Source organism: Sphingomonas psychrolutea (genome assembly GCF_014636175.1).
GTDB lineage: Bacteria > Pseudomonadota > Alphaproteobacteria > Sphingomonadales > Sphingomonadaceae > Sphingomonas > Sphingomonas psychrolutea.
On record NZ_BMDW01000007.1, the window covers coordinates 51,953 to 64,256 of the forward strand.

Consider the following 12,304-nt stretch of genomic DNA (forward strand, 5'->3'; position numbering starts at 1 on the left):
TCTGCTCCGATTACGCCCCGCTCAGCCTTGGATCTGGAAGATCGTCTGCGAAATCTGGCTGGCGGTATCGAGCGCTTTGGCGTTCGCCTGGAAGTTGCGCTGGGCCGCGATCAGATCGACCAGTTCCTCGGTGATATCGACGTTCGATCCCTCGAGCGTACCCGAGAGCAACGAGCCGAAGCCGCTTTCATTGGCCCCGCCGAGCGCCGCCTGACCCGAAATGCCGCTGGCCGACCAATAGCTGTTGCCGGTTTGGCGCAGGCCCGTCGGATTGGCGAAATTGGCGAGCGCCACCTTGCCGAGATTAACGGTGTCGCCGTTCGAATAATTGGCCGCGACGATGCCTTGTCCATTGACCGTGACGCCGGCCAATTCGCCGACCGCCGAGCCGTCGGCGGTGCGGGCATTGACCGAAAAGGCGCTCGACGCCTGGGTCGATCCGGCGAGGCTGAAGGCGAGCGTCTGTGCCACGCCGCCGGTGGTGGGCGTGAACGCGTCATAGGTGACTGGCGTGGTCGGCGCGGTGATGTTCCCGGTCGCATCGAAGGTGACGGGTGTGCCGGCGGTCGATCCGCCGACACTCAATGCCGTGTCGCCGACGTAGCTGTGGACCGTCCAGGCGTTGGTGCCGGTATGGACATAGTAATTGGTGAGCGTGCTCGCCTTCCCCGATGAATCGTAGATCGTCGTTGCGGTCGAGCTGTTGTAGCTGGCCGCATTGGCCGGATCGAAGGCGGGCGTTGGGGTCGAGGCGGCGGCGTACAGGTTGAGCTTCAGCGCGACATTGGCGGTGGCCGCTGGCGTGCCGCTCGTCGCGGCGAGGGTTAGCGTGATCAGGCCGTCGGATCCGGTCGCGGTCGCATTGCCCTTGGTATCGACGGGATAGCCCTGCAGCGCGGAGCCTTGCGCATCGACGATGCTCTTCGTCGCGGGATCGACCTGAAACGCGCCGTTGCGCGTATACGCGGTGGTCGCGTTGAGCCCCGCGGTCTTGACCGCGAAAAAGCCGTCGCCGCTGATCGCCAGATCGAGCGACGATCCGGTGGTCTTGAGGTTGCCTTCGCCGAATTGCTGGCGATTGCCCTTCACCACCGTGCCCGATCCGACGAGCTTGGTCGGATCGGTCGCGATGCTGGAAGCGATCACGTCGGCGAAATCGGTACGGCTTTTTTTGAAGCCGTTGGTCGAGACGTTGGCGAGGTTGTGCGACACCGTCGAAAGTTCGGTTTGTGCCGCCTGCAGGCCGCTGAGCGAGGTGTAAAAGGACATGGAATCTGCTCCTTATCGAAGGCGAATAAAACGGGTTCAGCCGACCTGGCGGACGGCGGAGACGGCAACGGTACCAAGGCCGGGGACGGTTAGCGTAGGGTCGCCAGTGGCGGGGACGGACACGGCCGCGACGGGTGCCCAGACGAGGCCGCGCGAGGTGACGGTCGCGCCGCTCTTTGCCGCTTGTACCCGAACGGTGAACGGACCGGTTCCGGCGTCGGCACCGGCGGCGGTTTTGCCGTCCCACTCGTAGGAGATCGTGCCCTGCTTCTGCGCGCCGAGCTGCAGCGTGTTGAGCACCTGGCCATTGGCATCCTGGATCGAGACCGAGACATCGGTCGCATCGCCGTCAAGCTCGACCGCGCCGGCGATGCCGCCGGTCGCGCGGCCATACGCGGTCGATCCTTCGGTCAGGATGGTCTTGCCGACATAAGCGAGCGCATCGGCGGTGCTGGTGCCGCCGAGCTTGGTCTGGATCGATTTCAACGTCGTGTTGATATCGGTAATGCCCGACGTGCTGGTGATCTGCGCGAGTTGCGCGACCATCTGGCTGTTGTCGGTCGGCGAGAACGGATCCTGATTCTGCAGCTGCGCGGTGAGCAGCTTGAGGAAATCCGACGTGCCAAGACTCGACGAGCTCTTCACCGCCGCAGCGGCGTTGCTTGTCGTCGAGCGGTTGATGCCGAGATTGGTGAGCGTGGTATCGAAAGCGGAGGCCATGGTTTAGCGTCCCATCTTGAGGGTATCGAGGATCAGTGATTTCGCGGTCTGCATGACCTCGACATTGTTTTGATAACTGCGCGCGGTCTCCATCATGTCGACCAGCTCGCGCGTTTCATCGACCGCCGCTTCCCACACATTGCCGTCCTTGTCGGCGAGCGGGTGCGAGGGGTCGTAGCGTTTCTCGGGGGCTTCGCCCGCGGTGACGATGCTTTCGACATTGACCGTGGCGAGGCCGGAGGCCTTGTCATATTCGGTGCGGAAGACGGGTTTGATCGTCCGGTACGCGGTGTCCGCGCTCGACGTGACCGACCCGGCGTTGGCGAGGTTCGACGCGGTCGTGTTCATCCGCACCAGCTGTGCCGACATCGCGCGCCCGGCGACCTGGAAAATGGTGAGGGGTTGGTCGGCCATGTTTATTCGCCTCGCAATGCGCGGGTGATTTGCCCGATGCGCCCGTTCAGGAACGACAGCGTCGTCTGATAGGCGACGGCGTTTTCGGCAAAGGCGGTCTGTTCGGTCGACAGTTCGACGGTGTTGCCATCGAGCGAAGGCTGCGACGGCACGCGATATTGCAGCACGCCCGTGATGCTCGCATTGCCGCCGGTGCTCGCGGAATTCTCGACCGCGGCGAGCGCCTTTTGAAAATCGACGTCCTGCGCCTTGAACCCAGGGGTCGAGGCATTGGCAATGTTCGACGCGAGCACGCCCATCCGCTGCGAGCGCACTTCGAGTGCCGCACCATGTACCCCGAAAAGACCTTCGCTGGGCATCGCCCATCTCCTCACGCCCTATTGCGCGACGGGGTATCAGCAAAGGTCGTGCCAAATGGGTGTGGGGCGGGGTGGAGTGGGTTTGGGAAGGGTGAAGCGGCAAAGGCTTGCCGGTTGACGGCAAGCGGGTTGCCGTCTTTCACGGAAAAATGGTTCGCGCAGAGGCGCGGAGGACGCAGAGATCGCCTATTGCGCGCCGGTCGCGCTTCGAGGCTCGGGTGCAAAGGGCATGCTGCCGCACCATCGCACTTCTCTGCGTCCTCCGCGCCTCTGCGCGAACCAACCTTCTTTTCTCCTCAACTTGGCCCGCACCTTGCAGTGCATTCGCGCGATGACACCTGTGCTCGCGCCCTTTCTCGATCCCGTAGCCTTCGCCATCGTCGGCGGGGGCACGCTTGCCGCCGCGATCTTGCGGACGCCGCTGCGTGACTTGATCCGCGGGTTCGGCGCGCTCGCAACTCTGTTCGCACCGCGCTTCGAGGCCGCGCCGCTGCTTGAGCAGATCGCTGCGTTCGGGCGGATCGCGCGCGGGCATGGGGTGATGGCGCTCGACAAATCGGTGATATCCGACCCCGACGTCGCCGCCGCAATCGCCGCGATCGTCGATGGCGCAACGCCCGACCACGTCGCCGAGGTGTTGCGCCAGCGTCACCGTGCGCGCACCGAGCGCGCCGTCGCCGCGTGCGAGCTGTGGAGCGCCGCCGCCGACACCGCGCCGGCAATGGGCATGGTCGGCACACTGATTGGCCTGGTCGGGATGTTCGTGAAGATGCAGGATCCCGCCGGGATCGGTGCGTCGATGGCGGTGGCGTTGCTTGCCACCTTGTATGGCGCGTTGCTTGCCAATCTCGTGCTGGCGCCTGTTGCCGCGCGGCTGCGCCGCTCTGCCCGGGACGAAGCGGTCGAGCGCTTGCGGCTCGATGCGCCGCTGATCGCGCTCGCGACGCGTGAACAGCCGCGCGGCGCGCAGCTGGCGGAGGTCGCATGACCGTGGCTGCATCCGACATCGACCTTCCCGATATCGCGCCCGCGCGTCCGGTGTGGCTGATGACGCTGGCCGATCTCGCTTTGTTGCTGGTCGGCTTTTTCGTGTTCCTGCAAGCCAGCCAGCATCTCGACAAGGGCGCGTTTGCCAAGGGCATTCGTGAGGGCTTCGGGGTTTACGATCGCGCGGTTGTGCGCGAGCCGATGGCGGTCTCCGCCGGGTCGGTCACCGGCTTTGCGGTCGGATCGGCGGTGCTGCGCCAGGCGCCCGACGCGCTGATCGGCTGGGCGCGCGATTCGACGCGGGATCCCCGCGTAGTGCTGCGCGTCGCGGGCGCGGTCGATGGCAGCGCTGACGATGTCGATCCGGTAACGGGCAGCGGCGCGGTGCTTGCCGCCGACCGGGCCCGCGCCGTCGCCACCGTCTTGCTGCTCGCGCATGCCGTTCCCGCCGACCGCATCACGCTATCCGCCGCCCGGCCCGGCCGCCGCGCGGTGACCGTCACCACCGGCTTTGCCGCGCCGACTGCCGGCGTGCGGCAATGATGTGCCGCCCGGCAACCCCTATTTGCCGCTTCATCCAGGGATAAAGCCATGCTGCGTACCTTCGCCCTTCTTTCGATTGCTCTTGCGAGCCCGCTCGCTGCGGCACCACTGTTTCAGGATACCGTCGCGATCGATCGCGCGGTTGCCGCCTTTGCCGGGCATGCCATTGGCGATGAGGGCGGCGCGCGCACGCCGGTTGATACTCGCCTGAAGCTTGCTTCCTGCCCGATGGTGTCGATGGCGTGGCGCTCCGACGCGCACGATGCCGTTGTGGTGACCTGCACCGGGCCGCAGTGGCGGCTGTTCGTGCCGATGCGCATGGCCACGGTTGCGCCGAAGGGGGCGGCACCCTTGGTGATCGAGCCATCAACCGCGGCTGCGCCAATCCGCCCGGTCTATGTCATCAAGCGCGGCGATCCGGTTACGATCAGCGCCGGGTCGCCCGGCTTTTCGATCACGCGCGAAGGCGTGGCGGCGGGCGATGCCGTCGCGGGCGGGCGCTTCCTCGTGAAGGTCGATCAGACGCGCGCGCCGGTGCAGGCGGTCGCGATCGCCAGCGGTCGCGCGACGTTGCCCGGCTGGACCGAATAATCTTTGGAAGTATTTCTTAAGGTCCGTCGTATTCGGTCGTTTCTACTCCTGTCAGCAAAACCCCATAGGTGTAGGCATGATAGAGTCGATCGGAGCCAAGGCGGGGACAGGGGCTGCGATAGCGCAGGACCGGCTGGTCGTGCCGGTCGCAGCAACCGCGCCAACCGCAAATGCGGCGACCCGGCCGAGCGAAGCGACGACTCGGCAGCTCGAACTGTCGGCGTTGGCGTTCGATTTCGGCAAGGTGGCGCCGGTTAATGAAAAGCATGTCGAAGAGGTGAAGCGTGCAGTGCGCAATGGCACTTATCCGATTACGCCCGAGACCATCGCCGACCGTATGCTCGCGCTGAAACTCTATTGGAGCCCGAAGAAATGACGCCCGAAATGATGGCTGCGGGCACCACCCGGCGCGACGCGCTGATCGGCGTGATCGAGGCGCTGCATGCTGAAATCGCCGCGCTGAAGATCAATGATGTCGCGGGGCTGGAGACGGCCACGCGCGACAAGCTGAGCGCGATCGAGGCGGTTGCCGCGTTCGGCACCGCACCGGCCGGCGACGAGCTGCGGAGCCTGGCCGAAGAAGCGCAGCGGTTGAACGATACGTGCCGCATCTATGTGAATTTGATGGCGGCAAATGTCCGCCGCCGCCTGCAAACCTTGACCGGTGCGGCAGGCGTCGCGGTGGGCAGCGCGCCGGGTTCGATCTATCGGCCGGGCATGGGGATGGCAGCGTACGCGTGAGCCTCTTAGCCCCTCCCCTTCAGGGAAGGGGTTGGGGTGGGGCCTATCCGCGAATCCGAAGTCGCGTTTGAGGCACCGCCCCACCCCCAAACCCCTCCCCTGAAGGGAGGGCTTTAAACAACAATAAATGGCACGGCTCTTGCTGATGGTTACCCGAACATGGGCGACACAGCCGGGGACCGATGCCTTTCAATCCACTCACGATCCTGAACGGCGCGGTCAATGAGGCGAAGACCCTTGGCGGCGGCGCGGTGCGCAATGCCATCGCCAATGCCAGCCAGAAGACCGGGATCGACTTCAACTATCTGCTCGGCCAGGCCAAGCTCGAAAGTGGCTTACGCGCCGATGCGCGGGCCGGCACGTCGAGCGCCAGCGGGCTGTATCAGTTCATCGACCAAAGCTGGCTGCGCGTCGTCAAGGCGCATGGTGCCGAACACGGGCTTGGCTGGGCGGCGAATGCCATCTCCACCACGGCCAGCGGCCGCGCGACGGTGGCCGATCCGGCACTACGCAAGGCGATCCTCGATTTGCGCAAGGACCCCAATGCCGCCTCGCTGATGGCGGCGGAGCATGCCAGCGACAATAAGAGCGCGCTGGAGGCCGCGACCGGGCGCACCGCGACCGGCACCGATCTGTACATGGCGCATTTCCTCGGCCTTGGCGGCGCGCGCTCGTTCCTTACCGCGATGCAGGCTTCGCCCGATCGTTCGGGGGCGGCGATGTTCCCGGCGGCGGCACATGCCAATCGCGGTGTCTTCTTCGACGCCAGCGGCGGCGCGCGCTCGCTCTCCGAAATCTACAGCCGCTTCGGCGCCAAGCTTGAAAAGAGCGTCGGTGGCGCGAGCCTCCCGGCGGCAAGCGCGGGGCTGTCAGCCACGCGGCTCGGGCAATGGGGTGCCGATGTCATTCCCGGCAATGGCGAGGATTCAACCGCGGATGCGGCGGTGTGGGCGCAGTCGACACTCGAACGGTTGAACGGGACGGTGGGGCAGGCCGGCCGGACCGAAACCGCGAGCTTGTTCCGCCCGACGCCGGGCACGGCGCGGCTGGCGTACATGATGCTGGCGAGTTTGGGAGCGTAGCGGGTGGCACTTGCTTTGAATTCGCCTGCCCTGCAACCCGGCGGCATCTTGCCGCTGCTGCGTTCGGCTGCCTTGCCGGTCGCGATCCTGCTGCTCGTCGTGCTGATGGTCGTGCCGATCCCGGCGGCGATGCTCGATGTGTTCTTCATCATGAACATCACGATCAGCCTTGCCGTGCTGATGGTCAGCCTCAACGCGCAGAAGCCGCTCGATTTCTCGGCCTTCCCGACCGTCTTGTTGTTCGCGACGCTGTTTCGCCTCTCGCTCAACGTCGCTTCGACGCGCGTCGTGCTGGTGCACGGGCATGAGGGCGAGGGTGCTGCGGGGCATGTGATCGAGGCGTTCGGGACGTTCCTGATCGGCGGCGATTATGTCGTTGGCTTGTTCGTCTTTGCGATCCTGGTGATCATCAACATGATCGTGGTGACCAAGGGTGCTGGCCGTGTGTCCGAAGTGTCCGCGCGTTTCACGCTCGATGCCTTGCCGGGCAAGCAAATGGCGATCGACGCCGATTTGAACGCTGGCCTCATCACGCCCGAGGAAGCCAAGGCGCGCCGGATCGAAGTCGCGACCGAGGCCGATTTCTACGGGTCGATGGATGGTTCGTCCAAGTTCGTGAAGGGCGATGCGGTCGCGGGGCTGCTGATCCTGTTCGCCAATATCATCGGCGGGCTGATCCTGGGACCCGTCAGCCACGGCATGACGATTGCCGATGCCGCGCACAATTATGTGCTGCTCGCGATCGGCGATGCGCTCGTCGCGCAGATCCCGTCGCTGATGCTCTCCATTGCGGCGGCGGCGATCGTGACGCGCGTGACCTCGAGCATGGATTTGGCGGGGCAGATCGGCAGCCAGTTCGGCTCGGCGCGGACGTGGACGCCGGTCGCGATCATCCTCGCGCTGCTCGGCGTGATGCCGGGGATGCCGCATCTGGTGATCCTGCCCGCCGCCGCTTTGGCCGGGTTCGCCGCATGGCGGATGCGGCAGGCGGCACTCCGCCCACCGCCGGTCGTCACCGCACCCGCCGAACCGATCGATTATGCGAAGATCGGCTGGGACGAAGTCGCCGACACGATGCAAGTCAATCTCGACATCGGGTACGGCCTGGTGCCGCTAGTCGACGAACGCCGCGGGGCGCCGCTGATGGGGCGGATCACTGGCGTGCGGCGGCAGCTGTCGAAGGATATGGGCTTCGTCATCCCGCAAGTCCGTGTGCGCGACGACATCAATCTTTCACCCTATGCCTATCGCATCCTGGTCGGCGGCGTCGTTGTCGGTGAGGATAGCGTGTCGCCCGACGAGATGCTCGCGCTCGACACCGGTCAGGCGGTCGGCGGGTTGATGGGCAAGCGCGCCAAGGACCCGACCTTCGGGTTGGACGCGGTGTGGATCGCGGCGGGCGATGCCGATGCGGCGACGGGCGCGGGCTATCTCGTGGTCGATCCGGGCACGGTCGTCGCGACGCATCTCAACCATCAATTGAGCGTGCACGCATCCGAACTGCTTGGCGCGGACGATGTGCAGGCGCTGCTCGACGGCCTCAAGGAGCGCAACCCGCAGCTCGTCGCCTCGCTCTCGCCCAACCCGCTGCCGCTGACGACGCTGACGCAAGTGCTGCGCGGGCTGCTGGCGGAGAATATCCCCTTGAAGGAATTCCGCCGGATTGCGGCTGCGATCGCGGTCGCCGCGCAAAAGTCGCTTGATGCCGAGGACATTATCGAGGCGATCCGCCCCGATCTCGGCGGGCTGATCATCGGCAAATTGTGCGGCGTACGCGAGCCGCTTCGCGTGATGACCTTGGAAGGCCAGCTCGAAGGCTTGCTCGGCCAGGCGCTGCGCAACGATCCGTCGCGCCGCCACACGATCGAGCCCGATCTCGGGCGCCGCATCGTCGAGGCGCTGCAACGCGCGGCGCAGCCGTTGGTCGATGAGGCCAAGCCGTTCGCGCTCGTCGTCCAGCCTGCGATCCGCCTTGCGATCCGCAAGCTGGTCAAGACCGTCCTGCCCGACCTTCCGGTGATGAGTTTCTTCGAAGTCCCGGAAGACAAATCGGTCGAAGTCGTCGCCGTGATCGGCGCTCCTGGAGCCCTCCCCGCATGACCGCCCAGCCCCATTTCACCGCCTTTGCGGAGGCTATGCCGCTGACCTATGGCCGCACCGCCGCGCCCGATCTCAACGTGCTCGCGAAAAAGCATCTCCCGCTGGTGCGGCGGATCGCGTGGCACGTGCATGGCAGCATGTCGTCGGCGGTCGAGGTCGAGGATCTGGTGCAGATCGGGCTGGTCGCGTTGGTCGAGGCGGCGAACAGTTTCGAGGAGCGCGGGCAAGTGACGTTTGAGCAATATCTCGTCACGCGGGTGCGCGGGTCGATGATCGATGCGCTGCGGCGGTCGGCGACGCTGACGCGCGGCGCGATGCAGCGCAAGCGGGCCTATGAGCAGACCGTCGCGGCGCTCGGCGCAGAATTGGGGCATGCGCCCGATGAAGCGCTGGTGGCCGAGCGGATCGGCGTCAGCCGCGAGAAGTTGCGGCTCGACTATGCCAATGCGCAGCCGATGCGCTTCGAGCCGATCGACGAGGTCTATTCCGACGAAGGCCCGTGGTTTGCGAGCGACGAACCCGACGCGTTCGCGCAGCTATCGGAGGGCGAGGAGCGCGACACGCTGATCGCGGCGATCGCGTCGCTGCCCGAGCGCGAGGCGCTGGTGATCCAGCTTTATTATGTCGAGGAGTTCAACCTCGAGGAGATTGGCGAAGTGATCGGCGTCGGCGCGGCGCGGATTTGCCAGATTAAGGCCTCGGCGCACGCGCGGTTGAAGAAGGCGATGTTGCGGCGGGGGTAGGGGCGGCATGTAGACCAAGCCCGAGTCTTGCTTTGATGTTTTGCCGCCGGTCAGCTTTCAGAACGCTGAAGAAAGCACACCCATTGGGTGCATGCGACCAGCCATAATACCCCGAACCCAGTAATTCCCCAGAGCGGAAGACCCTCGCCATTCATGCTTGAAAATATGGCCGCCCCGAAAGTCACCCAAGAGGGCAGCCCGACCAGCCAGAAAAGGTAGCGAGACCAACGCGGTTGGGCCGCACGAAACCTCTTTGAGAAATCTCCGCCAAGCACTCGCACGTCTCCCGTCGCTCGCGCTCCCTATAAGCTCGCTCATCAATTTGCGCTATTGGAGAGAGAGCCGACACTCCCCCACCGTCACCCCGGCCTTGAGCCGGGGCCCATCCATCCGCGAGCGCGTCGATTGCATTCGGAGCGTCGCGCTTGCTGCACCATGGGCCCCGGCTCAAGGCCGGGGTGACGGGGGAGTGCTTGACGGTTGAGGGCCTACCCGATCAGCAACCCCGCCAGCGCCGCCGACATCAAATTCGCCAGCGACCCCGCCGCCAGCGCCTTCAACCCCAGCTTGGCGATCATCGGGCGCTGATTGGGGGCGAGGCTCCCGGTTGCCGCAATCTGGATCGCGATCGACAGGAAATTGGCAAAACCGCACAAGGCAAAGGTGACGACCGCCACGGTCCGCGGCGACAGGTTCTTCATCTGGCCCAGGTCGATGAACGCCACGAATTCGTTGAGCACTACCTTGGTCCCGATCAGGCTCCCTGCTGCTGTCGCCTCGTTCGCGGGGATGTTGAGCAACAGCATGAAGGGGGAGAGGATGGTGCCCAAGATCAATTGGAAGGTCAGCTCGGGATGACCGAACAGCCCCCCGACCGCGCCCAGCAACCCGTTGGCGAGCGCGACCAGCGAGACAAACGCCAGCACCATCGCCGCGACCGCGACCGCGATGCGGACCCCCGTCTGCGCGCCATTGGCAGCCGCCATGATGATGTTCTCGGCGCGCTCGACCTCGACCACCGGGTCGACCGGGTCCGCGATCTCGACCGTTTCGCCATCGACAGTGTCGGACGGCGGGGTCGGCGGCACGTCGGGCATGATGATCTTGGCCATCAACAATCCGCCCGGCGCCGACATGAACGACGCGGCGAGCAGATAAGGTAACGCCTGCGGCCCCAGCAGCGCAGCATAGGCCGCCAGGATCGTCCCCGCCACGCCTGCCATGCCGACCGACATCACCGCGAACAGCTGCGGCGGTTTTAGCCCGGGCAGATACGGCGCGATGACCAGCGGAGCCTCGCTCTGCCCGACGAAGATATTGGCGGCGGCGCACAACGCCTCGACCTTCGACACGCCGACGATCAGCTCAATGCCGCCGCCAATATATTTGATGACGAGCTGCATGATGCCAAGGTGATAGAGCACCGCCACCAACGCTGCGAAAAAGACGATGACCGGCAGCGCGGAAAACGCAAACGCCGAGCCAAAGGTCGGATCGGTCGCCAATTTGCCAAAAATCAGCTGCGTCCCCGCCGCCGCATAGCCAAGCAGCGCCGAAACGCCCAGCGCCATCGTCTGGATCACCTGCTTGCCGGCCGGGACATACAGGACCAGCACCGCCATCGTCACCTGCAGCGCGAAGGCGGCGATGACGACGCGCGGGCGGATCAGCCGTTTGTTATTCGACAACAGGAACGCGGCCAGCAGAATGACGGCGATGCCAAGGAGGCCGATCGGAAAGGAACCCATGAACTGCATCACTCGCGCTTGAAATCGCCCACGCGGCCCCCCGCGCGAAAGCGGGCACCATACAGGGCCGCGCGTCCGGTGCTAGAGCCGATTGATTCGCAGGTCCTTCGACCCAACCTCATTTCGTCACCCCGGCCTCGTGCCGGGGCCCACCAAGCGGCTTGGCAAGGCATCGCATAGCGAGCGTGGCGCGCGCGGCGATGTGGACCCCGGCACAGGGCCGGGGTGACGGAGTGGGTTGCGATTTGACGCGCGGGCGAAACCGGCTAGCGTTGCGGCGATGGACACACCTGCTCACACCGCGCCTAGCGGCATCCCGCGCGCGCTCTTCGCCTTTTCGATCTTCTATGGCGGCATGGTCTGCATTGCCGGGGTGCTCGGCAACAAGCAGGTCACGTTAGGGCCGGTCTCGGCACTCGGGCCGCTGCTCGGCTTGCCGCCGCTGGCGATCGAAGCGGGGATTTTCGCGTTCCTGCTGCTGGTGATCACGTCGAGCGCGGTGGCCGAATTGTATGGGCGCAAGGTCGCGAATTTTCTGGTGCTCGTCGGGTTCGTGCCGCTGATCTGCTCGATGCTGCTGACGCTCGCCATTTTGCAACTGCCCGCGGCACCCGAAATGGCGCCCGACCGGCTGGCGGCGTTCAACACGATGATGATGGCGACACCGTGGATCTGGCTCGGCGGGATCATTTCCTACGGCATTTCGCAAATGCTCAACGTCACGATCTTTTCGTGGTTGAAGGGCCGCGAGGGGAATTCGCTGTTGTGGTTCCGCGCGGCGGTGGCGAGTGTGCTGAGCCAGATCGTCGACACGGTGCTGTTCATCACGATCGCGTTCGGCGTCGGCGCGATCGGCTGGTTGATGGCCGGGCAAATGCTGGTCAAGGTGTTGCTCTCGATTGTGCTGGTGCCCGCGTTGATCACCGCGATGGTCGCGTTCGGGCGGTGGCTGGACAAATAGCCGTCACCCCAGCGAAAGCTGGGGTCTGGTGGTTGGGAGCCTAGCG

Annotated in this window: 14 protein-coding genes; 9 read left to right on the forward strand and 5 right to left on the reverse strand. The window is 65.3% G+C overall.

Translation table 11 applies throughout. The features are described from left to right. Positions 1-21: 21 nt before the first annotated feature. The 4 genes from IEV62_RS07325 to flgB are packed head-to-tail and all read right to left on the reverse strand — an operon-like array spanning position 22 to position 2,762. Positions 22-1,269 (reverse strand): flagellar hook protein FlgE, encoded by a 1,248-nt coding sequence (locus tag IEV62_RS07325; RefSeq protein WP_188446221.1) that lies wholly within the window; start codon positions 1,267-1,269, stop codon positions 22-24. A 36-nt stretch (positions 1,270-1,305) separates the two neighbouring features. After that, positions 1,306-1,989 (reverse strand): flagellar hook assembly protein FlgD, encoded by a 684-nt coding sequence (locus tag IEV62_RS07330; RefSeq protein ID WP_188446222.1) that lies wholly within the window; start codon positions 1,987-1,989, stop codon positions 1,306-1,308. 3 nt (positions 1,990-1,992) lie between these two features. After that, the gene (flgC, locus tag IEV62_RS07335) at positions 1,993-2,403 is read right to left on the reverse strand and encodes a flagellar basal body rod protein FlgC (protein ID WP_188446223.1); all 411 of its coding nucleotides are present in this window, start codon (positions 2,401-2,403) and stop codon (positions 1,993-1,995) included. A gap of 2 nt (positions 2,404-2,405) precedes the next feature. Continuing rightward, positions 2,406-2,762: a flagellar basal body rod protein FlgB gene (gene flgB, locus IEV62_RS07340; RefSeq protein WP_188446224.1), complete on the reverse strand. Its 357-nt coding sequence runs from the start codon at positions 2,760-2,762 to the stop codon at positions 2,406-2,408. Positions 2,763-3,063: 301 nt separating this feature from the next. Here flgB and IEV62_RS07345 point away from each other — a divergent pair, with 301 nt between their 5' ends. The 8 genes from IEV62_RS07345 to IEV62_RS07380 all read left to right on the forward strand — a co-directional run bounded on the left by IEV62_RS07345 (position 3,064) and on the right by IEV62_RS07380 (position 9,549). Next, complete coding sequence (locus IEV62_RS07345; RefSeq protein WP_229732899.1) at positions 3,064-3,750, forward strand: motility protein A; 687 nt, start codon at positions 3,064-3,066, stop codon at positions 3,748-3,750. Continuing rightward, positions 3,747-4,292 (forward strand): flagellar motor protein MotB, encoded by a 546-nt coding sequence (locus IEV62_RS07350; RefSeq protein WP_188446225.1) that lies wholly within the window; start codon positions 3,747-3,749, stop codon positions 4,290-4,292. Before IEV62_RS07345 ends, IEV62_RS07350 begins: the two co-directional genes overlap by 4 nt. A 48-nt stretch (positions 4,293-4,340) precedes the next feature. Further along, on the forward strand, positions 4,341-4,883 hold the full coding sequence (locus IEV62_RS07355) for a flagella basal body P-ring formation protein FlgA (protein WP_188446226.1): 543 nt from the start codon (positions 4,341-4,343) through the stop codon (positions 4,881-4,883). A gap of 76 nt (positions 4,884-4,959) precedes the next feature. Then, complete coding sequence (locus IEV62_RS07360) at positions 4,960-5,259, forward strand: flagellar biosynthesis anti-sigma factor FlgM (protein ID WP_188446227.1); 300 nt, start codon at positions 4,960-4,962, stop codon at positions 5,257-5,259. Then, a complete protein-coding gene (locus tag IEV62_RS07365; RefSeq protein WP_229732901.1) occupies positions 5,256-5,624 on the forward strand; it encodes a flagellar protein FlgN in 369 nt (122 codons plus the stop codon). The genes IEV62_RS07360 and IEV62_RS07365 overlap by 4 nt, the downstream gene beginning before the upstream one ends. A gap of 182 nt (positions 5,625-5,806) precedes the next feature. Beyond that, positions 5,807-6,706, forward strand: a complete 900-nt coding sequence (locus IEV62_RS07370) for a lytic transglycosylase domain-containing protein (RefSeq protein WP_188446228.1) — start codon at positions 5,807-5,809, stop codon at positions 6,704-6,706. Positions 6,707-6,754: 48 nt separating this feature from the next. Beyond that, positions 6,755-8,806, forward strand: coding sequence for a flagellar biosynthesis protein FlhA (gene flhA / locus IEV62_RS07375; RefSeq protein ID WP_188446355.1), 2,052 nt, complete (start codon positions 6,755-6,757; stop codon positions 8,804-8,806). Further along, complete coding sequence (locus IEV62_RS07380) at positions 8,803-9,549, forward strand: sigma-70 family RNA polymerase sigma factor (RefSeq protein WP_188446229.1); 747 nt, start codon at positions 8,803-8,805, stop codon at positions 9,547-9,549. The genes flhA and IEV62_RS07380 overlap by 4 nt, the downstream gene beginning before the upstream one ends. A gap of 488 nt (positions 9,550-10,037) precedes the next feature. On the opposite strand, the gene IEV62_RS07385 is transcribed toward IEV62_RS07380, so the two are convergent. Continuing rightward, entirely contained in the window at positions 10,038-11,297 is a 1,260-nt protein-coding gene (locus IEV62_RS07385) for a NupC/NupG family nucleoside CNT transporter (protein WP_188446230.1), read from the reverse strand. Between the two features lie 280 nt (positions 11,298-11,577). Here IEV62_RS07385 and IEV62_RS07390 point away from each other — a divergent pair, with 280 nt between their 5' ends. Continuing rightward, positions 11,578-12,258, forward strand: a complete 681-nt coding sequence (locus IEV62_RS07390; RefSeq protein ID WP_188446231.1) for a queuosine precursor transporter — start codon at positions 11,578-11,580, stop codon at positions 12,256-12,258. Positions 12,259-12,304 lie beyond the last annotated feature (46 nt).

Bases quoted from the DNA above. Each gene is read 5' to 3' on its own strand.
- IEV62_RS07360 (WP_188446227.1), top strand. From the start codon at position 4,960: ATGATAGAGTCGATCGGAGCCAAGGCGGGGACAGGGGCTGCGATAGCG.
- IEV62_RS07355 (WP_188446226.1), top strand. From the start codon at position 4,341: ATGCTGCGTACCTTCGCCCTTCTTTCGATTGCTCTTGCGAGCCCGCTC.
- flgB (WP_188446224.1), bottom strand. From the start codon at position 2,762: ATGCCCAGCGAAGGTCTTTTCGGGGTACATGGTGCGGCACTCGAAGTG.
- IEV62_RS07365 (WP_229732901.1), top strand. From the start codon at position 5,256: ATGACGCCCGAAATGATGGCTGCGGGCACCACCCGGCGCGACGCGCTG.
- IEV62_RS07330 (WP_188446222.1), bottom strand. From the start codon at position 1,989: ATGGCCTCCGCTTTCGATACCACGCTCACCAATCTCGGCATCAACCGC.
- IEV62_RS07385 (WP_188446230.1), bottom strand. From the start codon at position 11,297: ATGGGTTCCTTTCCGATCGGCCTCCTTGGCATCGCCGTCATTCTGCTG.
- IEV62_RS07390 (WP_188446231.1), top strand. From the start codon at position 11,578: ATGGACACACCTGCTCACACCGCGCCTAGCGGCATCCCGCGCGCGCTC.
- IEV62_RS07380 (WP_188446229.1), top strand. From the start codon at position 8,803: ATGACCGCCCAGCCCCATTTCACCGCCTTTGCGGAGGCTATGCCGCTG.
- IEV62_RS07370 (WP_188446228.1), top strand. From the start codon at position 5,807: ATGCCTTTCAATCCACTCACGATCCTGAACGGCGCGGTCAATGAGGCG.
- flgC (WP_188446223.1), bottom strand. From the start codon at position 2,403: ATGGCCGACCAACCCCTCACCATTTTCCAGGTCGCCGGGCGCGCGATG.
- IEV62_RS07325 (WP_188446221.1), bottom strand. From the start codon at position 1,269: ATGTCCTTTTACACCTCGCTCAGCGGCCTGCAGGCGGCACAAACCGAA.
- IEV62_RS07350 (WP_188446225.1), top strand. From the start codon at position 3,747: ATGACCGTGGCTGCATCCGACATCGACCTTCCCGATATCGCGCCCGCG.